This window comes from Thalassobacillus sp. C254, assembly GCF_001310615.1.
The window spans coordinates 1-22,582 of the sequence record NZ_BAXQ01000001.1; the positions used below are offsets into that span (position 1 = coordinate 1).

A 22,582-nucleotide genomic window follows, 5' to 3' on the forward strand; every position below is an offset into this window, starting at 1 on the left:
TTTGTTGATTATAATATCGCCTTTTGGGCAAATCTTTTTTTCTGGCGTGTTGTCAGGTGTTTTTACTGGAATATTTGTAGGTATCATTGTGTCTTGGTTACAAAATAAAAACAATAAAAAACAAATCCAAAAATCAGTTGGAATACGAGGCCAGTAAGTTTTTTCTCGAACTACGTTTAATTCTTGATTCATCGGATGCTTTATTGCTTGCTAAATCAGGTAGTGAGTTTTTACCTACGAACATTATTAAGGCAATAGAACTTATAAGAAGTCATCCAATAAATTACTGGATTCATAATATAGGAGAGGGTCGATTTAAAAAAGAAATAGATCTTCTTGACCAAACATTTAATACCTATTTAAAACTCACCAAATCCTCTTCATATTTAGATACCCTCATTGAAGAAAGGTTCTTAGAGAAATTTGGCATATTAGATTATAAATATTACATCCCCCTATTTTACGGAATAATCACTGGCTGTGATATAGAAATTTTAAAAAAAAGCTTATCCAACCTTAAAAGATGAAGACTTTGAATTATTAAATACCATTAGAAGTGAGGAGAACTTCCCTGATAAAATAGGCTCTTATTTAACAAATCGAGAGAAGTTAGTAACACATGTAGCAGAGTTAAAAAATGCTTTGGACGAGAATAAATAGTTCTTGTCCTAGCTTAACTTAAGCTTAAGTCTTTCATTATTCAAGTCATACTGCTCTGCCTCTTCAAAAGGAACAATTTTTCGCCACACAAAAAGCACTTCATCAGTTGTTGTACGTTTTCCCCAGTACTCCCAACCCTCTGGCTGTTCGTTAGTTTTTGTTTCTTTATAAATGACTGTCTTTCCTTCCGCGGCCAACCTTCCAAAATTTAGAATAGCCATGTAATTTTCACCTCACTGTCTAAACCCTCATTTTCTTCAAATGTTCCGTTAATTCGTATTTGTAACCTTAGCCTAGGACCAGGCAAAGCATTCACCCTGTATAACCTTCCTGCTGGTATTACTTTCTCGGCTTCTAAATCTTGTTCCAAATTAGGGTTTATCATAACAGTAGTGTGATCATTTCCTGAATTTACACTTTTTCGGTGTGTTACCACATCTAAAAAAGTGTCTATAAGCGATCTACTACCTGACAGAGTGCACCTTAAACTGTGTCCCTCGTTTTCGTCAAAAGTCCCTGTTACCCCATAGACAATATGTTCAATAATGGCACCAGTGACTCCTGCAGGTGTTAACAAACTTGAAGAATCCGTGTTTTCTTTTCTAATCTCTCTTTTAAAAGGCACTACTTCTTCAACTCTTCTGTCTGTTAGTTTCATATATAGTGGGTCATTTTCATCATTCTTTACTTCCACCGGCAAGCGATTTTCAGAGCTTATAGGTGTTACCCCATCAGGGCCGTATATAATTACTGGTGAATGGAAATTCTTTTTGGGATCTCCACTGTCTTGAGGATTATCCCTTACTGGTGTAGACCAACCCTGTCTATCTTTAGGTAATTCAAAAGCCATTGTTTTTCCCCCTTTTTCGTATAAAAAAGAACCTATTTCTTTTTAGGTTCGGCTTGTGTGTTTTTATTTTCTTTTTTCTTTCATTTTCAAACTTTTTTTAGTTTTTCCTTTTAGTTTCGTCGTTTTCCAAGACCAGCTTTTTTATTTCTTCTTGCATTGTCATCTGGCCAGCAACGGCCATAGCCTTTTCTTCTGAAAGCCTGGTTATGTCGGTGCTTAGAGCTCCCATAGCATAACTCATATTTATCTTTTCCATTTCAAGCTGCCTCCTCTAATGCCTCAATTCTTTCCGTAAGATTAACTATAAGATCTAAATACCAATCAATGGCCTCTTGTTGCTCTTGTATTCCCTTGATGGCCAAGCTCGTATAAGATTGCTGGTGGATGCTATTTCCCATTTGTTTAATACAATATGGACTTTGTTCGAACAAAGGCCCGATCTTTCTATCTTCTTCACTATCAATCATGTCATAAGAGTAAATTGGTAAGTTCAAAATCATATCAAGAGCGTTGTCATCAAAGAATGCGATATTCTCTTTAAATTCCCTACGAGACCCTTCATTGAAAGCACTAGCTGTAATGGCCCTGAAAGATGTATCCCCCACATTCCTCACCTGCACACCGTGGGTACTGTCCAAACCTTTAATCCCATTATTGGCTAGGTTCATTTGGATGTGATTTTGCTCTGGATTATATAGTGTCGCGTACTGACTGGTAGCATCAAGATAAAATCTCATCAGCCTAGGACGGATCTGAATCAATCCACCGTCATTTTCCAGTTCCAAATGCCCGCTATTATATCCACGAATAGTTTTGTTGTTAAACATCTGAATATATCCGTTGTGGACATTGTAATGAGAAGCGGTAAAGCCAGCATAACCGTCATCGTTCCAGTTTCTTGATTGAATCCCATCTTGGGAGCCTAATCCTTTTAAAGTGGCTGCACCTAATCTCATTAAACCGTGAGTATAACCGTCTTGATCAACAGGTTCAAAACGAGCAAAGCGAGACCCATGGGTCCATACTGCAAATTCCCCGTAATCACTAATGCTAATATAGTTCTCAGGAGAACGTTGAAATCTCAGTCGGCTCCCTGTCCAATCGATACGTCCTTCCCATGCATCCCTCGAACCAAAATAAATTTCATCCCCTTCCAAAGATTCAAAGCGACTTGTTTTAATCGTGGCCCCTTCAAGAGTACCAGCGAACGTACCACTGGCTGCTACTAGCTCACCAGTAAATGTGCCACTTGCAGCTATCAACTCCCCTACAAAGGTGCCATTCACGCCTTGAAGAGTTCCAGTAAAATCACCATCCACTGCCTGAAGCTTACCAGCAAAAGTACCTCCAGCTGCCTCCAAATTTCCAGTGAAGACACCATTCGCAGCTTGTAATTCTCCGGTAAAAGTGCCTGTTGCAGCTTTTAGTTCTCCTGTGAATTCCCCATCAACAGCTTGTAATGTACCAGCAAAAGTGCCTCCTGAAGCTTCTAAATCACCAGTAAACGTACCACTAGCCGCTAAAAGTTGACCTGAAAATGTTCCTGTAGCTGCACTTAACGAACCGGTAAACGTACCATCTACAGATTCCAAGGTAGTGGACCTGATCAATCCACTCTCAAAGGTATAACCTAACAGAGTGCCCACGGTAAGCTGTTCTATATCCACTTTTCCCTCTAGCTTACTTGTGTCTAGAGTGCCATCAGGGTTAAAGTTATCCGCTTTATCCCAAATTTCCTTACCGTTTTGTACGGTTTGTTCTAAAGAGCTTTGTGCCTGTTCAATGTTTGAGATAGTATTTTCTATACTTGATTGAGCACTTTCTAAATCACTAACAGCAGAGGAGATATTTCCCTGGGCTGTTTCTAAACTTTCTACTGTTGCTATAATATCTTGCTGTGTTTGTCCCAAGTCTCCTAAGGCATAATCAATTTCAAGTTCAGCTGCATAAAGAATTTCTTCAGCATAGGTCATCGCATCCTGTTTGGCTTGAGAAGTCCGGTCATCCACTTCATTTCTATTATAAGCGTCCACTTCAAAAGCTTGTGTAGGAGTTGCCTTTACCCATTCTCCTGTTTCCTCATCCCACCGCTTCCAGATATGAGGCCTTCTAGAGGTATCCATCCAAAGTTTACTTTTATCTTCAGGTGGTTCAGGCCCCTGATGAACAGTTGCTTTACCGCTAATTAAGTTTCCTTGCCGTCGTAAACGGTCTTGTATTCGTTTTATAAAAGGAGGCTGGTGTAAAAAGACTTCTCTATAATCGCCAAAGACATGCTGACCTTGTTTTGCATCTGTCTGTGATCTATGCAACTCTATAATACGAGCTTCTAAAGTTAAAGGTGGCGAGAAAGAAGTGTCTTTAATAATCAACGCATCTCCTATTTTTCTCCTCATATGATCATAGCCTGGTAGCTTTTCTAAAAATGAGGATTCAACTTCATATGTGATGACTGCATTAATTCTATCTTGCAGTTCATCCCATGTTTGCTGCAGTACTTCTTCAGGAGTGATTTCTTCTAGCTGATTAGATTGTTCCTCTTCTTCAGACTCAATGGAAAACTCTCCAAAGATATGCTTACCGTCATCTTTCCACCTTTGGAGGGCATCAGGATCCCCCACCCAAGCCTGCCCTATTGGTTTATCAACTGGATCACCACGAGACACACGCCATTCTACACTTTCAAATGTAATTATCTCCCCATCATTATCCGTAGCATAACCATAAAGGGCAGTGTAAAGGTTTTGTGTATTTTCAATTCTTCTTATTCCTTTCAAATCATGGCCTAACTCAACCACTTGACCTGTTTCTTCACCCAGCGATTGGACAAGATCAACTAGTTGGTACGCCACTCTAGAACCTATAAATTGAACCCGGAATCTCACCTTCAAACCAAATATACTTTTCATGTGATGGAGTGCTTTCAAGGCATTTTGAGGCTCTTCAAAATGAATGGTTCTAGAGCCTGCAAATTCAGTAACGCCTCTGACCCACCCAGTACCATCTAATATATAATCAGTCGCTGCATTAACCACTGTTCCTGATAAAGTAGAAGGCATAATGACACGACCAGTGCCAATCTCTCCTACTGCAGCATTCTCTGTAAACACCCGTTTAATTGCTTGACCATCTTTATGGTCATTCTCTATTTCTTTTACTTTAAAAAGCAAACCTGCTTCCATCTGAATCTTTAATAGAGACGTATCCTTCATTCTCCAAGTAAACTACGGCTTCGTGATGAGCCACACAACTAAATTCATATGTGGCATACCCGTTTTTTTCCATGCTGTGGTGATCATCATCAAAGTAAACGGCTGTTCCAGGAGCATCATTAGATAACTCTGAACGAATTACTTTATTTCGATCTAGAACTAAAATCATTAATACCACCTACTTTGATATGATGCCTTGACCCTTACTGTTTGCGGATGCACAGCAAGTTCTGTTTTTCCGGGTTTTAGAGGAATCCAATCACCGGCCGGATCCCATAGCCATTGCTGTGGTTCACCATTTTTATTAATTCTGTGTGTATGAGTATCAATTTCTATTACGTCACCCGGATGGGCTATATAAGGTATTTCTTGTGACCCAGGTTGATTTATCTTTTTTACTTTAATCCTACTTACTCTTTTTGTCGCCGGTTCATACTCTCCAGAGGTTCCCAAGTGCACTTGCACTTGAGCTAGCCTATCCATGTATTTTTCTTCTAAGTCCACATAATAAGGGGATGTATGACGAGCATGGTGTGTTCCGTCTTCATTAACTTTTGCTATATAAGCTCTCCAGCGATTTCCTACCCTTGTTAGTCGTAAAATCCCTTTAAAGTCATTCCATGCACCGGCATAGTCAGGGTGAACAATGAAGTATTCATCATTATCAAAGGGCCCCAGCCTCATTTCTCCTCTATTTTGGGTAGTGTTTGCCCAAGCATCTTTCATGGCCATTTTTCCTATCATTTCATTGTTTACATCCAGCAAATAAATTTCTACTCGACCTACCTGAGCTTGTCGGTTTAATAACTCGATTTCTGCTTCTATCTCAAAGTCCTGGAGGCTTCTGGTAGACTTGTTTTTCTTGCCGGCCCATGCCACCTGTTTCCATCCCCATATTCCTTTGCAACAAAAGAAGAACCTTCACTAGCCATTTCCCCCTGAATTGTTCCCCCGTCCACTTGAACACCTTCAGTCCACCCTACCAACGTAGACATGGTATTATCCATAACTATTTCTTCTGGCTCAAACTGGATAGAATCAACATCCACGGGATAGCCAAGCATTAAATATTTATCTGGAGTCACTAAGGATAAAAAGGTTGCCGGCTCATCAAAGGTGCAAATATATTTAGGAAAGGCAGGAGCTGTTCCACTGTTAATAATGGTAATAGCCCCTGACTCTCAGCCAAAAGATTAGACATCATGCCTTTTTGGTCCAGTCTTATACTCTTCTGCTCTCCAAACTTGACTGGATCCGGCATAAAGAACACGAGAGTAATTTTCCCTTGCTTATTAATCTCATCAATAGGCGTCTGATCCACTAAAATGGCATAACGTAAACGATTTGGTTCATCAAAGATTTCTAAAGGGGCGACCTTCTCAGTTCTAAGCTTACCAGCTGCCACTTCTAAACGATCCCTCAATTTCTCGAAGGTTTTGTCTTTAATCATTACATCAACTTCAACAAAACGAGATTCATTTCTTACACTGAAAAGGTGTGACCCATCCCGATTTGGTACTTCAAGAGTTTTCATGGTTCGAGGAGGCAGGACATCCCGGCGAATCGCTTTGATCTTATCAAATATATCTAATAAATTATGATTGTTAAACTTGATCATTAGAAATCACCACCTGCTCTACTCTCTAATTTTTCTCTTCTTTGCTTTTCTTCTTCACTTGCATAGGCTGTTGCTCTAGCAAATTCTCGATCATTTATTTGGAAAATCGCTGTTACTGGTTGTTCTCTGTTGTTGCGATAATTATGAGGTTCATTCGTACCCTGATCATTAGTAGGAGGACCAGCAACAGCAAAAGCTGGAATAGCTGGCTCTTCTATTTTAGGGATAGCTGCAGAAGCCATTCTCTTAGCAGCAGCTGCTATATCTTTGTACTTGTTATCTATCCCTATTTCAGTACCTTCACCCACAGGTTCCCCGACTTCCTCTTCCATCAGCTTACTGGGAGAGTTTATGCCTAGTACTTTTTTGACTGGACCAGGGATATTATCGTCTATGAATTTAGAAACGTTTCTCTTTAACGTGCCGGCCATACCGCTTATACCACGCCACAACCCTTGAATAATATCTCTGCCTATTTGATAAAGATCAATCCCCTCAAAAAGGATTGAACTTCATTCCAAATATCAATAGCTGTGTCCTTTACGTCGTTCATCCGATCGCGTACAGAGTCAACTATGTCTTGAAACTTTTCCCTCACCGTGTTCCACAGATCAGATAGGGTTTCAGTAAAAAACGATTTTATTTCGCTCCAAATTTCAGTGATACGTGATTTGGCATCGTTGGTCCGATCTCGAACAGAGTTAGCCATGTCTTGGAAGCGCTGACGTAGGTTGTTGAGTATATTAGAAAGAGTTTGAGTGAAGAAGGATTTTATTTCACTCCAAATTTGGTTAACCCGATTTTTCGCATCATTTAGCCGATCACGGACTGAGTTGACCATATCTTGAAATCTTTGGCGCAAATTACTGAGAATTTCAGACAGGGTTTGAGTGAAGAAATTTTTGATCGAGCTCCAAATTTTCCGAATTCTATCATATGAATTTTGAGCCCGTGTTTGAATGGTTTCAACCATATTTTGAAACCGTTCACGCACATTGGAAATAATATTTGAAAGGATTTCACTGAAAAAGACTCGAATTGCTGTCCACACTTGAGTAATCCGCTCTCTCATTCGCTGAACCTGTGTCTGCACTGCTTCAGCCATGTTTTGGAATCGCTCACGTACTCCGTTAACTATGTTTTGAACGAGCTCAACCAACCAAGTCCACATGTCCCTAAACCATTGAACTATGGCATTTACCATGTCAGGTATGATTGAATTACCTACCAGTGTCATATACAGTCCGTAAAAGAAGTCAACAATGGTGTTGATGAAAGTCGAAAAGAAGTTCACGACCCATCCCATAAACTGAGGAAGAACTGGATGGCATTTTCTGTAGCTCTTTCCCAGTATTCTAGAGCACTGGCAAAGTCTAAGGTGATAATTGAGATAATCACCATGAAAACATTGACTACAAAATCGACCATGTTTACAAACGCATTAATGAGAGGGCCTATGGCTGAAACGGTTGCATTAAAAATTGAAATAGCCAGCCCAAATGCAGAAACAACCACACTTACCACAATCACTCCAACCGCAGTAAGGATAGGAAGTATACTTTCAAATAGTTGCTTCAAGCTATCCCATATTGGGTTAAGCGAATCAAGTAAATTTTGAAACGCAGCCTTTGTTGTCTCGATCAGTGGTTGAAAAGCGCTAAAGGCAATCTCAAAACGTTCTTTCATGGTGTCCCAGTTTCGATACAGTTGAACACCTATGGCAATAAGACCTGCGACTGCCACAACCACTAAACCTATTGGGCCTGTTAGGGCTGCCAAAACGCCACTAAGTAGTTGCTCCAGTTGCTAACGAAGCCACTACCCTAACCACCGTTCCTATAGGAGAAAAGAGCATACTAAAACCTGTCCCTAATAATCCTACAGCTTTAGCAAGAAGAGGGACAGTCATCAACAAAGGACCAATTGCTGCTGCTGCGGCTGCAATCGCTACAGTCGTTCTTTGTGTATCTTCATCTAGAGTAAAAAAACGAGTTGATAATTCTTCTATCACTTGGCTTGCCCAATCAGCTGCATCAGCTACCAATGGAAGAAAGATATCTCCTAACTCAGCTAAAACATTCCTCACTCTATTAAGAGCGTTAAAAAGCTTTTGCTCAGCTGTTTCATTCATCTTATCAAAGGCAGCTTCTGTTGAACCTGTAGCTTCCCCCATCGACTCAAGGATTTCGTTAAACTCTTTTCCCTCACCGCTTAGTAGAGTCATGGCAGCTGTTCCAGCTTGAGTGGATCCGAAAAAATCAGTTACGGTAAGTCCAGTCTCATCAGCTTCTTCTTGGAGAATTCCTAGAACATCGGCTGTGTTATATCCTTCTGCTTGTAATTCCGCAAATGATTTCCCTGTTCTCTCACGTAGAATGTCATCTACATCTGAACCTGATTTTCCAAGTTCATCAAACATGGCTCGTAAATATGTTCCTGCTTCAGCTGTCGAAATACCATTCCTCGTTAAAACAGCGTACCCAGTGGACAATTGTTCTAATGAAACGTTGTTCATTTCAGCTACAGGGATAACTTTCCCCATGGAAGCAGCTAGCTCGTCAACCGTGGTTTTACCTTGGTTCTGGGTGTTGATTAAAACATCAGTAACATGGTCAGCATCTTCCGCCTCTAACCCATACGCGTTTATAGCAGTAGTCATGATATCAACTGCAGTAGCCGTATCAGTAAAACCACCTTTGGCTAACCTTACTGCTTTTTCCGTAAAACCTATTGCTTCTGCTTGGTCAATATTTGCAGAAATAGACTGGTAAACAGCTTCAGAGTATTCATCAAATGAAACTCCCATGTCATTGGATGCTGTTCTAATAGCTCTTTTGTAGGCTTCCATTTCTGACTCTGATCCAGTTAACAAAGTAGAAACCTTAGCAAAAGCAGTTTCTTGATCCATGCTAAATTTAAAAGCCGCGGTACCTGCTGCTACAAGCGGTGCTGTTACAGTTTGGGTCAATGTCTTCCCTATATTACCGACTTTCTGTGCACCTGATTCCATTTTCCCTTGTAACTGGGCCCAGCCTGCTTCAGCTCCACTGGGGTCAAGGTAAGAATCTATGACCACACGACCGTCACTCATTTGTTCTCACCTCCCGATGGACGAAGCATTGAAGCTAAATGATCAAACTTAGCGTCAATTTCTTGAATGGTTTCAGCCCCTTCCAGGCGATAAATCCTCTTTAATTCAATCAAGCGTTCCCGTTCCTTCTGGTTGTATTTTGTTTGGGTCGGAATCTCTTCTTTTCGTATGGAGACAACCTGTTTGAACTTGGTTTTATCACTCAAGTTAGAAAGAAGTGCTTGAAACTTTCGCCAATGTAACTTTCCTTGTTGTTCAAAAAGATCGATATTGTAGTCAAATAAAAAAGACGCATAGATATACTCTGCGTCCTTGTTGATGTCATATATTTTTTTGTTAGGTATAGTAGATATTTCTCCTTGATTACTTTGTTCTTTCTTATCTGAGGCATTGAGAATAAAAGAACCAAAAACCTCGTTAAAGAGAGTCACTTTTTCTTTGTAAGCTAATCCTTTAACTTTCTCTTTTTCTGTGACAAACATTTCTAAAAATATTTCTATTTTCTCGACCTCAGTAAACTTATCATCATCCCATAATTCAAATGACCTAAGCACTTTATCAAAGGCCATATCAAGGTGAAGAACATCCCCTTTGAATATTATCCTGTCATCAAAACGGTCAGTCAGTTTCATGCGTCATCACTACTTTGTGTAGTATTCTTTTTGGTCCATTTTGATTTTGCCTAATTTTTTTGTTAGCCAATCAGATACTGCTTCTACTACAGCAACTAAGTTAATCATTGACTTCCCTGTAGCCTCGTAAATTTCTTCAAAGGTCCCCTCACCAAAGAACGCTTCAATAAATCGAGCCACTTTCTTCATTTGTTCTTTCTTATATTCTTCTTTTTGCTTAGCATTCAATTTAGAAAGATCCTTTTTCTTCTTCCACTCTGCATGCAATATCTCCAGTTCTTTTTCATATTTCTCCAAGCTGTTATCATCAAAGTAAACATGGTATTCTTTCTCTGCAATCTCAAACTCGTCATAAGGTAAATCTAAATCTATTTGAATTCTAGCCATTCTAATCGCCTCCTAAAATAAATAAAAAAGAGAGAGCTAACGCCCTCTCATCAATTATGCAGCTGTGTATTCTGGCTTACCGTTAAAGTGGATATCAACAGAAATTTCTCCTTTAGCATTCGCATCCCCACTTGGTCCAGTGATTTCAGCAAGTGTAATAGGGCCCTCAAAGACTTCTCCACTTGGCAGCGTCCACCTAAAAGTCGTTTCCCGATCATTTCCTACTGACATGGCCTTTGAGTAAATCCAATCTTGAGCCTCGTCACCAAAGTAACGATGGCCAGAAAAGGACAAAGTGAGTTGCGCTCCCAGTACTGTAGAGGTAGCAAACCCTTCCCCATCCAAGTAATGGTCCTGATCCACATCCTCATTTGTATTAGGATCAAAAGAGTTAAACCCTTTTGCTAGTCGGACATAAGTTGCCTCTGATTCACCCGGCGTAGTATTAATTTCAAATCGGTGCTTTGACTGTACTAGTAAACCCTCTTCTTGCTCTGCAAAATGCTGCAAATTTAGCGGCAAATAAAACTTTCCCATCTTCTATTCCTCCTTTTTAATATAAAGATCAGCCTGAAAAATGGCTGTATAAATCGGACCGTCGTTTGTTCTTTCCACCCAATTTGTTGTGGTGTAGACATCTGAGTAATTAAATACAAAAGAGCCATCACTTGAGTTAATGGCTCCATTTGTTAATCCATCAATTAAGTTTTCAATGGCTTGGCATGTATCATGAGCTAGTCTATTCTCAGAGTGCTGCACTAGGATTTGAAACTGGTAGGTATAATTTCTTCCTCCAGTTAAATATTTTGTAGGAGGGGTTGCTGGAGTCGGTCTGATTGCTACACTGTTCCCTGCAGAAAGGGTGCCAACTTCGATGGGAGCACCAAATAAATTTATCTTTTGCTCTATATATTGTTTAACACTATTTAAAAAGTCCATCTATGCTCCTCCTACAACCCTCTTCTAATAGCATCCTGAGATATTTTAAGCCAACTTGGTAAATGCATAGACTTGGCATTCTCAAACCACAGACCTGAAGCATTTGGGTTTCTATCTTTGCTGAAATTGTACTGTGGGTTGTAATACAACCTTCTAGAATAGGGGGTTGACCACATAATTTTTCCATCCCCTGGCTTTGAATTACGAACACCACTTTCAATTAAGTCCCCTTGGTCATGTGGAGCATAAAAGTTACTGTCCTTTAATACTTGGGAATCTAATTCTTTTTGGCCACCCTCAATAGATGTTTTAATCAATTTCGCTATTCCCCCAACCTGTAACGTGGTCTTAAAATTAATCATTTACCCAAGCTCCAATTCCAAATGATGTGGATCAGGACCGAAAGCATATTGAGGATTTACCTTAACTACCTTCAACTCTTTCCCTTGAAAAGTCACATGATCCTGCTCTTTGGCATCAGGGAAGTAAGATGAGTGTTTCCGATCAATAAATAAGATATGCTCAGCCCTTATTTCTTCTCGATTAGCTGCCCTGTTAAAGCTGGTGGCAGGTTCGACCCTGACATTATCAATGGTATATTCTTCACCAGGTTGAGTGTCCCATCCATCACTTTCACCCTGTTCTTGATACTTAACTGAATGAATTAAGAGGCGCTTTGGAATTGGCCTGACTTTAGGCATAATAATCACCCACAGTTGAAACGCCGCTATAAAGCAAGCCGGTAGGCTTAAGATACTGGATCACCGCCTGCGAAACTACATTCTGTTTTGAGCGCTCGCTATTATTTTGTGTTCCTTTTCCATAAGAGAAATTCCCTATATTCACATTGTTTAAAGAATCGCCCACTGTAGAAACTTCCACTCCGCCTTCCAATTCAAAAAATTCTACTTGTGCAGCTGTAGCCTTTTTTACTTGGTCTTGCTGGAAAGGTATGAGTTTCTCAATTCCTTGCTTAGCAACTTTGTAGCCCGTCACTTGATCAATGATATCGGAAGCTCTTCTGATCATACGTTCCAATTCCTTTTCATCGTCTACGGAAGCACCTTTAAATTCTTCAATGTAGTAATCTTTATCGATATAGGCAGGCATCATTTAGCCCCCTTTATTTCTTCAGCTTAGCAATCTCAGCTTTTAGCTTCTTATTGTCTTCCTCTAACTTAAACTGTTCTTCTTCAGATGTATTTAGCTTATCTAAAAGCTTGTTATACTCTTCAGCGGCAATGGTTTTTCCGCCTGTTGCACGTTTAACTATCTTACCTTTTTCATCTATTTGGTCGTATCCCTGTTTCAAGTAATTCTCCACAGATGTGTCAGATACTTTAAGGGTACGGTTCCCCTTTTTTACTTTTGGCATGATTAGCCTCCTTTATAGTTGTTTAAATAAAAAGAGAGAGCCCTTTAGTAGCTCCCTCTACTCACTAGCTTCCACGTTAAATGCCATACCAGGAACCTTTCGTTCAATAGCAAAGACATCCCAATATTTACGCTCGTAATAAAGATATTTACCACCAGTAACAGCTGAAGGCTCTTGTAGATTAACAAAGTCATATTTCTGAGGAGCAATAATTGCTCTTGGGTGAATCAAGATCATGTTGATCTGAACAGCAGACGGATCAGCAACAGCGCCTCTGGTAAAGTCATAAACTGTCTTCATACGAGAAGATGGCACTCTAACGACATTTACCTCATCAAGAGACCGAACACCGCGATTTACAGACCCATTATTGTTTGTTACCTGGATGCTTCTATCAATTTTTTCTGCATTTTTAAGAGCAGTATAGACCGGCGGTGTAACGTATAAAATTCTTCCTTCTTGCGGTACTTCAGCTTCATCCATTTCTTCCATAAGTTCATCAAAGATCTGCAAAGCATTTGAAACTGTAACTTGAGTTCTATCAGCTTCCCCACCGTACTCCTGATACTCTGAATACAACTTAGAAGCCATGTACTTATCCATTTCGGGAATCTTTTGCTCATCGTTAAAGACATTAGTTATGTTAGCAATGGTAGTAGCCATGTTTGTTTCATCCACGTCTACCGGATCCACCAGGGTACGGAATTCACGATCATGACCAAGGCTCTTAGGCTCCCAATCGTTTTCTACCTGACGAGAGAATCCGCCAACTTCATCACGATTAACATCCACCATTCCAGTGACGTCAATGCGCGGAATCTGAATAGTCTTAGAGTTCACCCAGCGAATACGAGAATTGTTTGAAGTGTTGTATAAAGCCGTAAAAAATAACCCTTGGGAGAACTTTTGCTCCAGGGCTTGAGAATATAATTCTGCATAGTTTAGGGGACCTGCTGAAAAGTGCTGCAAGTTCATTTTAATCATTGGTTTTGTCATAGTAATCTTCCTCCAGGATTTTATTTAAATGCTTGTTTCCAGTGATCTAAATCAGTAACTGACTGTTTCTTATGCTCCCATTTGTAAAGGCAGGCTTTTTCTCTTCCTGCGGATCCCCTTTAAAATGTGGTACTTCTCTATAACTTTTGTAATTGCATCATCCATGGTGACTTCATCATTCACCATCCCCTTTGCAAGGGTCACAACGTCTTCAACAGAGTCAGCATTCACACCATTCTTCATGGCACTAATTTGAGCTTTAAGGAAGTATTTTCTTCGCTAGTAGTGTTGTAGCTTGTCTCTAAATTAGTTAACCGTTCCTGTTGCTTCTCTGATTCTGTTTTCTGTGAATCTTGCCATTCTTTAAACTTCTGCATGCCTTCCTTGGCATTTTCAAAGTCCTCAATGCCAAGCTGTTTTAGAAGCTTTTCTTGTGCCTTTTTAGTCTCTTTGGCAACGACATTATTAACATCTTCTTGTTTGAATGTTTTTTCTTCCCCTCCACCAGGTGGAGTATTTGGTTCTTGCGTTTGCTGTTTGCTTTCTCCACCAGCTGGTGGTTCTGTTCCTCCGCCCTCTGGCGGTTCTTCTCCTCCAAAATATTGAAGGCGCATAGGTATAATAGGCTTGATTTTTTGTGGAATAAACATATTGATTTCCTCCCTAATTCGGGTGATTGTCCTTCTGTTTTGTTTAGGGCCCACTACAGATAACGGGCATAAAAAAATGCCTAGCATCATTAAGTGCTAAGCTCTTATAGATTTCCTTTACTTGCCCATGTTACTTCAGATCCGTCTATATCTACTACGTCGACACCAAGACAACATTCCTTAGGTTCTTTTTCTTCCTTGTTAAGGTTACGCTCTATACTTTTAAGAGAGCGACTGATTTCAGAAAGTGTTTTATTTAATTGCTTAAGTTTCTTCTCCAAGTCCTCACCTCCTAGTAGAGTTGTTCATTTGCCCTTCTTCTCGTTCGGCCAGTTTCTTTAATAAAGTTCCTCATTTGTTCCTGCTTATCTCTAATCTTTTGATTAGCGGCTGCAATCCCTACCTCATCTTTAGCAGCTTCCATCATGCGCTTTTCCGTCTTTGCTTTACGAATATCACGCTCAATCTTTCGCTGTTTCTGGCTATTTTCATAAGCTCTATCATTCTTTTTCTGAGAGACCGGTTGATATCGTTTCTTAGAGTAGCCGGGAAAGTACGGATATTTAACGTGGTGACAGTTAATACCGAATAACCCGTCTGGTTCTCCCCAGCTTGTTGATCCTAGGTTAGGAAAGCGACTATTCCCACCACTACGACTATAAATCTTACCTTGATAGGGTGCGCACTTTGGTCTAGCTCCTGCGTGACTCGAGACTTCAACTAAGTTACAACCCCATTCTTCAAAGCGCTGTTCTTGCATCTCATTTGTCACATTATTTGAGAGCGTTCTTGTAAGCATCCTCACATAACCCTCTGGAGAATAATTCCTACCGTTTTTTCGTAAAGCCGGCAGTCCTTCCCGGGATAATGCCTTACACTGTCTCTAATTGTTTGCTCAGAAGATTTGACTCCAGTTAGTGACTCAGCTACAGAACGATTAACTATATTCCTATAAGCTTGTTCAGAGCTGTCCAGAATCGTGGAGTTCACTAAGTTCAACGTATCTTCTGCCTGGTCTTGATAAGCTCTTAAAATATCCAATATAGCGTTATCTTCTGCAAGTGGAGGAGGCTGAGTAAGATCCACACCATTTTTAAGTGCTTCCTCCATGTACTCTTCATTGCCCTCTATTCCTTCAAATCCGGCTTTTCTTAATGCTTCCTTAATCTCCCTCTCAGAAACACCGCTTTGTCTTGCTACGAGGCGCAGATTTTCATTGTTAAGGCCATTCAATTGGTTGAGCTTTTGGAACTGCCACTCTGTGACATTACTATCTAGGAGGCTCTTATCATCAGCCAACCTTTTAGCAATGTTTTCAAGCATATCAGCTTCCATTGCATTATAAATCTCAATCACAGGACTTGAGAGTTGCTCCAGACGTTCTTTGTTGACCATTACTCACCACCACCACGGAATAAATCATAGTCATCGGGTGGCTGCTCCCTCTCTTTTTCCTTACTTATCTGTTCAAGAATAGACTGAGCGTCTTCTTCAGTCACCTTATGAATCTTTTGAATGGCTTGAAGTTTAGAAGCAACCTCAGCATTAACAAGCATGATCCAGTGCTTTGCATTGGTATCTCTATCCTCTGCAATGGAATCATCAAAGTTTACCTTTGTCTCAATGCCTTCAGGCGGGCTAAAAATGCCATATAAAGAGGCCACATCTGCAATCACATCTACAAGGTCTTTTAATCCCTCTTCAATGATTGTGATATGGCCTGATCTAGTCCTATAGGTTTTAGAATTCTCACTGACAACTTCAGTTGCAGTCTTTAATCCTTCTGAATCAAAAGTAAAAGCCCCTGCTGAGAATCCTGTCTGCATAGCCTGGATATTCAAAAGGCTGTTGATAGCAGAAATATGCTCTTCGACTCTTAAGTCTAAGGAGTGCTCTTGGATCCCGGTATCATCGTTATCAAAGTGGAATGCTTCATAGACTTCATCGTCAGCATCAAAGTATCTGTGCATGTGACCAGTCTGTGGATCAACTACTGTTTTAATTGCAGAAGTAGGAACAGTGATTCTTTTCTTCCCTAATCTAAATTCTCTTTCAAATGAATCAAAGGCAACATCCAGTGAATGCATTGTATCCAAGGCATCAGCATAAATTGAAACCCCAAGGTTGCTACTCATGTCAATGTTGTTAGCTATGTTAGGCTTAAATCCAACAAACAAGGAACGCTTTAGGCCTGTGATGCTCACATTTTCCTCAAGTTCTGGGTAAAGAGTTTCCAGGGGAACTTTAATTCCTACCTCACCCTTTGTTTCACTCATATAGAGCTCATTATGAATGGTGTAGATTTCTCCATCCCATTCATGCCATTCAAGCAGTGTGTAGTATTTATCTCCTTTTCTCGATTCATTGACAAAGATACCTTCAGTAATTTCTTTGCCGTTGTAAGCAATAGGAATAAAACAGTCTGCTGTTACATAAGAGAGTTTTATTTGTTGATCCTGTACATAGACCTTGATGAACATGCCACCCATAGCAAACATGTACTCTAAGTAGTTCTGGAAGTTTTGATAAAAGGCATTTTTCTCTAAGACATCCAAAACCTTCTCTTGGAATTCGTCAGCATTTTGGCCTTCCTCTTCTTTACCAATGGAAATAGAGCATTTTTCATTAAAGACCAGGTTGGCCATTTCTTGAGAAACCACTTTAGGCATCTTCATGGATTTCATTCGGCGTTTCTTTTGGCCGTTAACAGTTTTATAGGTAATGTCATGCCACTCTTTATAGTAGCTTTATAGAGGGCCATCCACATGCTTATATAGTTATAAAACTCGTCAGTTGCTATAGATTCTTTTCGCTGTGTCACTTTACCCAGGCTTGATATCAGTCCCATTCGATACATCACCTCCCTAATCTTTTGCATGATGTTTTTGAACATGTTTTCACCACCTTATAGGACATATCGCTTATAGAAATAGTTGTTGCCGTACCTGGCTTCATCCATAGCGTGGTTATTGTCATCAACTGGCTTTCCGTTGTCGTCCCTAATGTACATCCCAACCTCTTTTATAAAGTTGTAATGGTCATAATCATCATTTGGCTGCTCAATTAGAAGGAATTGCTCATTAGTCATTGCACTTTGTAGCCTTTCAATCCCAACTTCAATTCCTTTTGATGATCCTTTTATGTCTTTGTTGTTGTTGTCAGCTGGTCTTGTTTGGATCCCTAATAGGTGGAGCTCTTCTCTAAGTGATTTACAGGCAGGGTCTATAAAGACTTCAGAACGAACCATGTTATATGTTTCCTGGCACCAGAAGATAAACTCTTTAATCTCCTTGGCGTAAACACTCATTGCCTTGGCCTGTCCTGTATCAGTACCACTGTGAAAGTAATGGGCTACTCTATTGAGTTTAAATTCAAATGATCGTTTCTTTCCGGTATGTTTGGTTACAATATTGCAGGCCACGCTTGTTGCATCGCTTTGCCCTCCGTCACCAGAGAAGTACATCTCAATCTTTTGACCTTCTAGCTTTGGCTTTATGTTCTTGTCCATGTCAAAGACGCTGTAGATCACACCAGAAGGAATGACTCGTTTACCTTCCCAGTCTCTTTGAAAGAGATAAGGATTCTTCTTTAAGGTTTCATAAATCTCTTGTTTACGTTCTTCTGTGATTATTGGGTTGTCGTCTATGGTCCAGTGAGTCCAGCGTGTTTTTTGTACCTCAAACACTTCCTTGATAACAGGATGGTTTGGAGCTGGAGGGTTAAGATCAGCCAAGTGATAACGGTCTTTAGCTGCAAAGGTACGCCTGAAACATTCCTGGATCATATCCAGATGAAGCAAGTCAATCTCACAAAAGGCTACGGATCCTAATGACATCCCAGTAATTGCCTTTTTGCTATCAACCTTGCCCCCTCCTTTGTAGTAAACCTTCTTCACTCCATTTGGAGTATGAACTTCTAAATGATCCCCGTGCTCGTCATGCTTGATCTGTCCCAAGTCTCCAAAGATATGAATCAGACCAAAACCATCACACTCCATGAAGAGCCTGAACGCCTGCTCTTGATTATAAGCCACTACCAAATGGTTCTGATCCCGGGAAGTAGCTAAATAGTCAGCATAACGAAAAACACCGGCAGTTGTTTTAGATGACCGGGGTGTGCCCTCATTTACTTCCAAAGTGTGATCATAAGGAGCTTGAATAATCTGCAGCTGCTTAGGCGAAAAGGTGATAGACATTATTCCTCACCCTTCCTAGCTTGAATAAGTGCTTCAAGAAGACTGGTATCTTTCTTAGTGCCTTTAATAAGCTTAGTGCGCTCTTCAATAAACTCAGTCTCTTTCTTAGTCTTATCAAGAGTCGCTTTCATTCTTTCAGCCTGCAGCATTCTTTCATCATCCTCATGAACCATTTCATTAAACTGCTTGAGCATCCCTCTTAGCTCTCCCATAGCTCTGCTTTGAGAATTTAAAAAGGTAGCCTGACGATCCCAAGCAAATTGGAATTCCCATTCGGTTTCAGAACTGCTTGAAGTATCTCCCCAGCTTTCTTTTTCTTTCTTGATTTCCTTAATCATTTCTTCTTTTGATTCAACAAACATGATCTGTTGTGCTCTCATGATAGAAGCAAACTGTAATTCTATGTTCATCCAAAGAATATCAGCAGGTGAGACCTCACTCATCTGACTTACTATCTCTAATGTTTCGTCTGGAAGGAACTTAGAGAATAATCCATGCTTTACAGCGTTGGTGTTTCTTGGTGGAGCGCCATGGCCTTTAGCATTTATGTTGCCAGGCTGACCACCCTTCTTTTTTGTGTGCACACTTTTTTGTTTGGATGCACCTTTTCTCTTGTCCATTCATAACGCCTCTTCCAGGACTTAACGGTGTTAATTGAGACACTATACTTCTCAGCTATCTCTTTATATTTCATGCCAGCAAGATAATCCTGCTCAGCTTTCTTATGATTGTCGACCACTACATCTCACCCACCCCACTGTGTGGTTCGTTTGTTTTGGAGCAATAAAAAAGCACCCCGGAGGATGCATTTAATTAGTATTTTGTTGCCGAGTTATAAACTCTTCTAATAATGCCCTTATGTTTTAATGTCCTCTGCATTTTTTTCCTCTATTACTTTCTTCTCCTCTGATAAAATTTCTATCCTTTTTCTTGTATTATCTAAATACCCTTTATACTTCTCATATACTTGCCCTGAAGGTTCTCCTTGATATTCAATTACAGAATAGACTGACTCAAATTCGTTTAATAAATTTAGTTCTTCTTTGACGTTTATTTCGGATTGGTTACTGTCCTCTTTGTACCTTCTGGAAGGGAATGGTATATATATCATTTAACCTCCTTTGCAACATTTCTATGTGATTTTTATAAAACTGCTTAAAATTTTCCACTTTTTAGCACCACCTTTTTTAACACATTCGACAAAAGGAGATACTTTCCTGCAATAAGTAAAGACCCAAAAGGGCCTTCTCTTACGTAATTTTATTATGTCTTATAAACACTGCCGCGCCGACCTCCCTCCCAGTGTACACACAAAAAAATTATTTCCGCAAAAAATCTTTTATATGACTCATTTGTACCAAATGTTCCAGAATTTCCTCTTTTATACGACTGACTGTAGAAATGGTCATGCCTAATGCTTTTCCAATTCCTCTGTAAGTAAAGCCGATCATTAGAAGGTCCATTACAGCCTGCTGTTTTTCTGAAGGAAGAGCAGAGGCATCTTTATCTATAGCCTCCACTTTCCCTTTCATGCGTTCCAGTCGTTTCATTCGTCTAGCGTCTATCATTTCTTGATATTCTTCAGCATGATAATTAGTCCCTTGTGCTTTTGGCATAGAGGCTTCTAATCCATACTGACTGACAAGACTTGCGGGGGCTGACTTAGAACTATATAGTATCTTTTGCAACCTCTCAATCTCATGGATCATCCACTGATAATCTTTAATTACCTCATCTATTTCTTCTCTGAGCTTATCCATGTTCATTGTCATCACCCATTTATTTTTGTCTGATAGCTCCACCTCTGCCTCTCGAGTAAGTCGCTCTGTTCATTCCCATCAGACTCTTTATGTCATGGCTAGATAAGATTTCTTTCTTGCTCTTTTTCCTTTTAGACTTTTTCTTCTTCGCTTTCTTTGGTGGCTCTATGTTTAACTGTTTGGCAACTGCAGTTAACTGTTCTTGTAATGTTGGTTTCATAGCCATAACCCCGTTTCTATATTTGATTGCGGATCCGGGTCATCATTGGTTTGCGATTCATGACCTGGCTAGGCTTTCCGATCTTCAAAGACATAGAGTAATATTTTTTGTCTTCTTGATAGTGAACATTTTGCTTACAGCTATCGAAGATGTCTCTTATAATGCGCGTCATTTCTTCAATAAAACCAGACATCGTTTCAACAATCTGCTTCCAGGTTTCCTTTATCGTTTCCTTATACGCTTCTACATTCATCCCAGTATGGAAAAGGATTAAATCTTCATACTGCCTCTCCATACTTGTTCCTTCATCCACATGAGCTTTTCATTAAAGACACATTTCATTGGTATCATCCTCTCTTTGAAATAAAAAAAGAGGACACCAACTCTAGAGCTACTCTGAAATTAAATCAGAAATACTCTAAAGCTAGCGTCCTCCAGATGGCTGGTAGAACATTATTCAAGGTGTTTTTAGCTAAATTAAAAATTGTAGTCGCTACTTCTAAAAGATGTCTTTCAGTTGGAATATCTTTATATATTACCAAGTTCCCTTCTTTAGTTAATAATACCTTTAATACCTCTTCATCATCATCCATTATATTGGGCACATCTAGTCTTAACGCTGAAATAATTCCTTCACTTTCTTCGTACACATTCCAGTAATGGCTTTCTGTTACACTTCCTCCACCTAATATGCTACTTCTACATCCGCTATTTGAAGACCCCTCCACCAACCACCTCTTATTCTACCTAAGGCGCCGGCCTGAATTTCTTCTTTTAAAGAACTTAAGTCAATGGTTATCTTTTCAGACTTAAACACGTTCCCCTCTCCATGGTCATAAGTACCCTCGGTTAATCGCTTGATTCCATGCTCTATGATTGCTTTTTTGGCGTCACTAAACAGTAAGAAGTCGTCTTGAGTCCTAAATATATTAAAGGTCTCATCACGAGAGACAGCAATTAGATCATGTTCACTTCCATCTTCTATAATTCCCTTACCTTCAAAAGAATTTCCTATCGGGTGAAGGACTTGGTATTTATTAATCTCTTCCTCTGTGTACTCACTTAGTCCTAACTCCCTAATTTCAGAGGTGAATTGTAAAGTAGTTGTACCAGTACCCATACTATTTGTCCTTGCTGGGAAGTTTTGAGGAAAACTCTCTAATTTCTGCATTATTATTGATTGCGGCATCTTCTCTCCCCCTTAGTTTATTATCTCTAACGAGTATTTAATCCCTTTTAATAAATTGACTTTTTGTTTTGTTACTATAGTTACTTCATTTTGGTTGGCTGTTATATTTATGTTTGAATAGTTAACCTTAATATTAAATGTAGCAACTTCAGTAGGCTGCAGTTCTTTTATAAAATGTTTAGTCATAAAATTTTTACTTTTACTATTTCTTGATAATTTTAGAGTGTATTTATTTTGTTTTAGTCCTAAACCTTCGATCCCCTCATAAAGATTTATTAAAAATCACTGATTATTTTTTCTCCATTTCTGTATCTTAATCTCGCGTCTGCTGACACAGTAAGAATACGTTCTCCAGCGTTATCAACTTGATCTATTGCCATATAGATCTTATAAGGATGAATGTAAAATTTCACCCCGCTTACCTTATCAAAAGAGCTCAATTAAATCGTTCTTGTTTCCTTTAAACCCTTCATTTTGTAATACTTCATAAATCACTTCTTGTACTTTTAGGTAGTCATTATTGATATTTTTTATTTTTGTATATTCTTCGATATTAAATACAGCATTAAATTTCATGTCAAATGTAGAAAGGCTCAAGTAATTTAACATTCTTCTCATTAGAATCCGCACTTTTCGTACGTTTAAGTATAACGTGTGGAGAGCTGTATATAAAATCGGTAAAGTAATTAATACTGCGGGCCAATTAAAACCTAGCCTTAAAAAAGTTCCAACAATTGCCCCTATCGCACCAATAAAAACTAAAATCCACATAACCAACCCTCCTTCATAATTACGAATACACATATTG

General features: G+C 39.5%; 37 protein-coding genes and 1 pseudogene. 1 reads left to right on the forward strand and 37 read right to left on the reverse strand.

Annotation, left to right across the window (positions count from 1 at the left end; all coding sequences use genetic code 11):
- Nucleotides 1–192, reverse strand: a 192-nt coding sequence (locus JCM19033_RS24695) for a hypothetical protein (RefSeq protein ID WP_269757875.1), incomplete at its 3' end; no start/stop codon positions are given.
- An 11-nt stretch (nt 193–203) separates the two neighbouring features.
- Here JCM19033_RS24695 and JCM19033_RS00005 point away from each other — a divergent pair.
- On the forward strand, nt 204–527 hold the full coding sequence (locus JCM19033_RS00005) for a hypothetical protein (protein WP_157049661.1): 324 nt from the start codon (nt 204–206) through the stop codon (nt 525–527).
- A gap of 141 nt (nt 528–668) precedes the next feature.
- Here JCM19033_RS00005 and JCM19033_RS00010 read toward each other — a convergent pair whose 3' ends face one another.
- From JCM19033_RS00010 to JCM19033_RS00165, 36 genes and pseudogenes are all read right to left on the reverse strand, one after another.
- Entirely contained in the window at nt 669–881 is a 213-nt protein-coding gene (locus JCM19033_RS00010; protein WP_054634805.1) for a hypothetical protein, read from the reverse strand.
- The gene (locus JCM19033_RS00015) at nt 869–1,510 is read right to left on the reverse strand and encodes a hypothetical protein (protein WP_054634806.1); all 642 of its coding nucleotides are present in this window, start codon (nt 1,508–1,510) and stop codon (nt 869–871) included. The genes JCM19033_RS00010 and JCM19033_RS00015 overlap by 13 nt, the downstream gene beginning before the upstream one ends.
- Nucleotides 1,511–1,607: 97 nt before the next feature.
- Nucleotides 1,608–1,766 carry a hypothetical protein gene (locus JCM19033_RS22925; protein ID WP_157049662.1) on the reverse strand — a complete coding sequence of 53 codons (159 nt, stop codon included), beginning with the start codon at nt 1,764–1,766 and terminating at the stop codon, nt 1,608–1,610.
- Between the two features lies 1 nt (nt 1,767).
- A complete protein-coding gene (locus JCM19033_RS00020; RefSeq protein ID WP_083465184.1) occupies nt 1,768–4,722 on the reverse strand; it encodes a phage tail spike protein in 2,955 nt (984 codons plus the stop codon).
- A complete protein-coding gene (locus JCM19033_RS00025; protein WP_054634808.1) occupies nt 4,670–4,891 on the reverse strand; it encodes a hypothetical protein in 222 nt (73 codons plus the stop codon). Before JCM19033_RS00025 ends, JCM19033_RS00020 begins: the two co-directional genes overlap by 53 nt.
- A complete protein-coding gene (locus tag JCM19033_RS00030) occupies nt 4,891–5,601 on the reverse strand; it encodes a hypothetical protein (protein WP_054634809.1) in 711 nt (236 codons plus the stop codon). Before JCM19033_RS00030 ends, JCM19033_RS00025 begins: the two co-directional genes overlap by 1 nt.
- Complete coding sequence (locus JCM19033_RS00035; protein WP_054634810.1) at nt 5,544–5,807, reverse strand: hypothetical protein; 264 nt, start codon at nt 5,805–5,807, stop codon at nt 5,544–5,546. The genes JCM19033_RS00030 and JCM19033_RS00035 overlap by 58 nt, the downstream gene beginning before the upstream one ends.
- On the reverse strand, nt 5,807–6,340 hold the full coding sequence (locus JCM19033_RS00040; protein WP_054634811.1) for a distal tail protein Dit: 534 nt from the start codon (nt 6,338–6,340) through the stop codon (nt 5,807–5,809). The genes JCM19033_RS00035 and JCM19033_RS00040 overlap by 1 nt, the downstream gene beginning before the upstream one ends.
- Entirely contained in the window at nt 6,340–6,771 is a 432-nt protein-coding gene (locus tag JCM19033_RS00045) for a hypothetical protein (RefSeq protein ID WP_054634812.1), read from the reverse strand. The genes JCM19033_RS00040 and JCM19033_RS00045 overlap by 1 nt, the downstream gene beginning before the upstream one ends.
- A gap of 41 nt (nt 6,772–6,812) precedes the next feature.
- Entirely contained in the window at nt 6,813–7,646 is an 834-nt protein-coding gene (locus JCM19033_RS00050) for an apolipoprotein A1/A4/E family protein (RefSeq protein ID WP_198153361.1), read from the reverse strand.
- Nucleotides 7,631–8,083: a hypothetical protein gene (locus JCM19033_RS00055; protein ID WP_157049664.1), complete on the reverse strand. Its 453-nt coding sequence runs from the start codon at nt 8,081–8,083 to the stop codon at nt 7,631–7,633. The genes JCM19033_RS00050 and JCM19033_RS00055 overlap by 16 nt, the downstream gene beginning before the upstream one ends.
- A 43-nt stretch (nt 8,084–8,126) precedes the next feature.
- The gene (locus tag JCM19033_RS00060; RefSeq protein WP_054634815.1) at nt 8,127–9,431 is read right to left on the reverse strand and encodes a phage tail tape measure protein; all 1,305 of its coding nucleotides are present in this window, start codon (nt 9,429–9,431) and stop codon (nt 8,127–8,129) included.
- The gene (locus JCM19033_RS00065; RefSeq protein ID WP_054634816.1) at nt 9,428–10,063 is read right to left on the reverse strand and encodes a Gp15 family bacteriophage protein; all 636 of its coding nucleotides are present in this window, start codon (nt 10,061–10,063) and stop codon (nt 9,428–9,430) included. Before JCM19033_RS00065 ends, JCM19033_RS00060 begins: the two co-directional genes overlap by 4 nt.
- Nucleotides 10,064–10,072: 9 nt before the next feature.
- A complete protein-coding gene (locus tag JCM19033_RS00070; protein ID WP_054634817.1) occupies nt 10,073–10,450 on the reverse strand; it encodes a DUF6673 family protein in 378 nt (125 codons plus the stop codon).
- 54 nt (nt 10,451–10,504) lie between these two features.
- The gene (locus JCM19033_RS00075) at nt 10,505–10,987 is read right to left on the reverse strand and encodes a phage tail tube protein (RefSeq protein ID WP_054634818.1); all 483 of its coding nucleotides are present in this window, start codon (nt 10,985–10,987) and stop codon (nt 10,505–10,507) included.
- A 3-nt stretch (nt 10,988–10,990) separates the two neighbouring features.
- On the reverse strand, nt 10,991–11,389 hold the full coding sequence (locus JCM19033_RS00080) for a minor capsid protein (protein WP_054634819.1): 399 nt from the start codon (nt 11,387–11,389) through the stop codon (nt 10,991–10,993).
- Between the two features lie 11 nt (nt 11,390–11,400).
- Nucleotides 11,401–11,751, reverse strand: coding sequence for a minor capsid protein (locus JCM19033_RS00085; protein ID WP_054634820.1), 351 nt, complete (start codon nt 11,749–11,751; stop codon nt 11,401–11,403).
- Nucleotides 11,752–12,090, reverse strand: a complete 339-nt coding sequence (locus JCM19033_RS00090) for a putative minor capsid protein (RefSeq protein WP_054634821.1) — start codon at nt 12,088–12,090, stop codon at nt 11,752–11,754. It abuts the gene before it with no gap.
- Complete coding sequence (locus JCM19033_RS00095) at nt 12,083–12,502, reverse strand: hypothetical protein (protein WP_157049665.1); 420 nt, start codon at nt 12,500–12,502, stop codon at nt 12,083–12,085. The genes JCM19033_RS00090 and JCM19033_RS00095 overlap by 8 nt, the downstream gene beginning before the upstream one ends.
- 10 nt (nt 12,503–12,512) lie before the next feature.
- On the reverse strand, nt 12,513–12,764 hold the full coding sequence (locus JCM19033_RS00100; RefSeq protein ID WP_054634823.1) for a hypothetical protein: 252 nt from the start codon (nt 12,762–12,764) through the stop codon (nt 12,513–12,515).
- 57 nt (nt 12,765–12,821) lie between these two features.
- Complete coding sequence (locus JCM19033_RS00105) at nt 12,822–13,760, reverse strand: capsid protein (protein WP_269757876.1); 939 nt, start codon at nt 13,758–13,760, stop codon at nt 12,822–12,824.
- 69 nt (nt 13,761–13,829) lie between these two features.
- Nucleotides 13,830–14,003 carry a hypothetical protein gene (locus tag JCM19033_RS24700; RefSeq protein WP_269757877.1) on the reverse strand — a complete coding sequence of 58 codons (174 nt, stop codon included), beginning with the start codon at nt 14,001–14,003 and terminating at the stop codon, nt 13,830–13,832.
- On the reverse strand, nt 14,000–14,410 hold the full coding sequence (locus JCM19033_RS00110; protein ID WP_269757878.1) for a hypothetical protein: 411 nt from the start codon (nt 14,408–14,410) through the stop codon (nt 14,000–14,002). The genes JCM19033_RS24700 and JCM19033_RS00110 overlap by 4 nt, the downstream gene beginning before the upstream one ends.
- 104 nt (nt 14,411–14,514) lie before the next feature.
- The gene (locus JCM19033_RS22930; protein ID WP_157049666.1) at nt 14,515–14,691 is read right to left on the reverse strand and encodes a hypothetical protein; all 177 of its coding nucleotides are present in this window, start codon (nt 14,689–14,691) and stop codon (nt 14,515–14,517) included.
- 11 nt (nt 14,692–14,702) lie between these two features.
- Nucleotides 14,703–15,805: pseudogene (locus tag JCM19033_RS27830) on the reverse strand (phage minor capsid protein).
- The gene (locus tag JCM19033_RS00120; protein WP_304650817.1) at nt 15,805–17,133 is read right to left on the reverse strand and encodes a phage portal protein; all 1,329 of its coding nucleotides are present in this window, start codon (nt 17,131–17,133) and stop codon (nt 15,805–15,807) included. Before JCM19033_RS00120 ends, JCM19033_RS27830 begins: the two are co-directional and overlap by 1 nt.
- Nucleotides 17,091–17,288: a hypothetical protein gene (locus JCM19033_RS24715; protein WP_269757881.1), complete on the reverse strand. Its 198-nt coding sequence runs from the start codon at nt 17,286–17,288 to the stop codon at nt 17,091–17,093. The genes JCM19033_RS00120 and JCM19033_RS24715 overlap by 43 nt, the downstream gene beginning before the upstream one ends.
- A 27-nt stretch (nt 17,289–17,315) precedes the next feature.
- Entirely contained in the window at nt 17,316–18,605 is a 1,290-nt protein-coding gene (locus JCM19033_RS00125) for a PBSX family phage terminase large subunit (RefSeq protein ID WP_054634824.1), read from the reverse strand.
- Entirely contained in the window at nt 18,605–19,225 is a 621-nt protein-coding gene (gene terS, locus JCM19033_RS21720) for a phage terminase small subunit (protein ID WP_306301164.1), read from the reverse strand. Before terS ends, JCM19033_RS00125 begins: the two co-directional genes overlap by 1 nt.
- 236 nt (nt 19,226–19,461) lie before the next feature.
- On the reverse strand, nt 19,462–19,716 hold the full coding sequence (locus JCM19033_RS00135; protein ID WP_054634825.1) for a hypothetical protein: 255 nt from the start codon (nt 19,714–19,716) through the stop codon (nt 19,462–19,464).
- A gap of 208 nt (nt 19,717–19,924) precedes the next feature.
- Nucleotides 19,925–20,377, reverse strand: coding sequence for a sigma-70 family RNA polymerase sigma factor (locus tag JCM19033_RS00140; RefSeq protein WP_054634826.1), 453 nt, complete (start codon nt 20,375–20,377; stop codon nt 19,925–19,927).
- A gap of 7 nt (nt 20,378–20,384) precedes the next feature.
- On the reverse strand, nt 20,385–20,585 hold the full coding sequence (locus tag JCM19033_RS00145) for a hypothetical protein (protein WP_054634827.1): 201 nt from the start codon (nt 20,583–20,585) through the stop codon (nt 20,385–20,387).
- Between the two features lie 16 nt (nt 20,586–20,601).
- Nucleotides 20,602–20,898, reverse strand: coding sequence for a hypothetical protein (locus JCM19033_RS00150; RefSeq protein ID WP_198153364.1), 297 nt, complete (start codon nt 20,896–20,898; stop codon nt 20,602–20,604).
- A gap of 94 nt (nt 20,899–20,992) precedes the next feature.
- Nucleotides 20,993–21,235: a hypothetical protein gene (locus JCM19033_RS00155; RefSeq protein WP_054634829.1), complete on the reverse strand. Its 243-nt coding sequence runs from the start codon at nt 21,233–21,235 to the stop codon at nt 20,993–20,995.
- A 35-nt stretch (nt 21,236–21,270) separates the two neighbouring features.
- The gene (locus tag JCM19033_RS00160) at nt 21,271–21,774 is read right to left on the reverse strand and encodes a hypothetical protein (protein ID WP_054634830.1); all 504 of its coding nucleotides are present in this window, start codon (nt 21,772–21,774) and stop codon (nt 21,271–21,273) included.
- Between the two features lie 426 nt (nt 21,775–22,200).
- Nucleotides 22,201–22,545, reverse strand: a complete 345-nt coding sequence (locus JCM19033_RS00165; RefSeq protein WP_054634831.1) for a hypothetical protein — start codon at nt 22,543–22,545, stop codon at nt 22,201–22,203.
- Nucleotides 22,546–22,582 lie beyond the last annotated feature (37 nt).

What these genes read in the sequence shown, in the direction of transcription:
- JCM19033_RS00010 (WP_054634805.1), bottom strand. Translation starts at nt 881, where the DNA reads ATGGCTATTCTAAATTTTGGAAGGTTGGCCGCGGAAGGAAAGACAGTC.
- JCM19033_RS00015 (WP_054634806.1), bottom strand. Translation starts at nt 1,510, where the DNA reads ATGGCTTTTGAATTACCTAAAGATAGACAGGGTTGGTCTACACCAGTA.
- JCM19033_RS22925 (WP_157049662.1), bottom strand. Translation starts at nt 1,766, where the DNA reads ATGGAAAAGATAAATATGAGTTATGCTATGGGAGCTCTAAGCACCGAC.
- JCM19033_RS00020 (WP_083465184.1), bottom strand. Translation starts at nt 4,722, where the DNA reads ATGAAGGATACGTCTCTATTAAAGATTCAGATGGAAGCAGGTTTGCTT.
- JCM19033_RS00025 (WP_054634808.1), bottom strand. Translation starts at nt 4,891, where the DNA reads ATGATTTTAGTTCTAGATCGAAATAAAGTAATTCGTTCAGAGTTATCT.
- JCM19033_RS00040 (WP_054634811.1), bottom strand. Translation starts at nt 6,340, where the DNA reads ATGATCAAGTTTAACAATCATAATTTATTAGATATATTTGATAAGATC.
- JCM19033_RS00045 (WP_054634812.1), bottom strand. Translation starts at nt 6,771, where the DNA reads ATGGCCGGCACGTTAAAGAGAAACGTTTCTAAATTCATAGACGATAAT.
- JCM19033_RS00050 (WP_198153361.1), bottom strand. Translation starts at nt 7,646, where the DNA reads ATGGGATGGGTCGTGAACTTCTTTTCGACTTTCATCAACACCATTGTT.
- JCM19033_RS00060 (WP_054634815.1), bottom strand. Translation starts at nt 9,431, where the DNA reads ATGAGTGACGGTCGTGTGGTCATAGATTCTTACCTTGACCCCAGTGGA.
- JCM19033_RS00065 (WP_054634816.1), bottom strand. Translation starts at nt 10,063, where the DNA reads ATGAAACTGACTGACCGTTTTGATGACAGGATAATATTCAAAGGGGAT.
- JCM19033_RS00070 (WP_054634817.1), bottom strand. Translation starts at nt 10,450, where the DNA reads ATGGCTAGAATTCAAATAGATTTAGATTTACCTTATGACGAGTTTGAG.
- JCM19033_RS00075 (WP_054634818.1), bottom strand. Translation starts at nt 10,987, where the DNA reads ATGGGAAAGTTTTATTTGCCGCTAAATTTGCAGCATTTTGCAGAGCAA.
- JCM19033_RS00080 (WP_054634819.1), bottom strand. Translation starts at nt 11,389, where the DNA reads ATGGACTTTTTAAATAGTGTTAAACAATATATAGAGCAAAAGATAAAT.
- JCM19033_RS00085 (WP_054634820.1), bottom strand. Translation starts at nt 11,751, where the DNA reads ATGATTAATTTTAAGACCACGTTACAGGTTGGGGGAATAGCGAAATTG.
- JCM19033_RS00090 (WP_054634821.1), bottom strand. Translation starts at nt 12,090, where the DNA reads ATGCCTAAAGTCAGGCCAATTCCAAAGCGCCTCTTAATTCATTCAGTT.
- JCM19033_RS00095 (WP_157049665.1), bottom strand. Translation starts at nt 12,502, where the DNA reads ATGATGCCTGCCTATATCGATAAAGATTACTACATTGAAGAATTTAAA.
- JCM19033_RS00100 (WP_054634823.1), bottom strand. Translation starts at nt 12,764, where the DNA reads ATGCCAAAAGTAAAAAAGGGGAACCGTACCCTTAAAGTATCTGACACA.
- JCM19033_RS00105 (WP_269757876.1), bottom strand. Translation starts at nt 13,760, where the DNA reads ATGACAAAACCAATGATTAAAATGAACTTGCAGCACTTTTCAGCAGGT.
- JCM19033_RS24700 (WP_269757877.1), bottom strand. Translation starts at nt 14,003, where the DNA reads ATGAAGAATGGTGTGAATGCTGACTCTGTTGAAGACGTTGTGACCCTT.
- JCM19033_RS00110 (WP_269757878.1), bottom strand. Translation starts at nt 14,410, where the DNA reads ATGTTTATTCCACAAAAAATCAAGCCTATTATACCTATGCGCCTTCAA.
- JCM19033_RS24715 (WP_269757881.1), bottom strand. Translation starts at nt 17,288, where the DNA reads ATGCAAAAGATTAGGGAGGTGATGTATCGAATGGGACTGATATCAAGC.
- JCM19033_RS00125 (WP_054634824.1), bottom strand. Translation starts at nt 18,605, where the DNA reads ATGTCTATCACCTTTTCGCCTAAGCAGCTGCAGATTATTCAAGCTCCT.
- terS (WP_306301164.1), bottom strand. Translation starts at nt 19,225, where the DNA reads ATGGACAAGAGAAAAGGTGCATCCAAACAAAAAAGTGTGCACACAAAA.
- JCM19033_RS00135 (WP_054634825.1), bottom strand. Translation starts at nt 19,716, where the DNA reads ATGATATATATACCATTCCCTTCCAGAAGGTACAAAGAGGACAGTAAC.
- JCM19033_RS00140 (WP_054634826.1), bottom strand. Translation starts at nt 20,377, where the DNA reads ATGACAATGAACATGGATAAGCTCAGAGAAGAAATAGATGAGGTAATT.
- JCM19033_RS00145 (WP_054634827.1), bottom strand. Translation starts at nt 20,585, where the DNA reads ATGAAACCAACATTACAAGAACAGTTAACTGCAGTTGCCAAACAGTTA.
- JCM19033_RS00160 (WP_054634830.1), bottom strand. Translation starts at nt 21,774, where the DNA reads ATGCCGCAATCAATAATAATGCAGAAATTAGAGAGTTTTCCTCAAAAC.
- JCM19033_RS00165 (WP_054634831.1), bottom strand. Translation starts at nt 22,545, where the DNA reads ATGTGGATTTTAGTTTTTATTGGTGCGATAGGGGCAATTGTTGGAACT.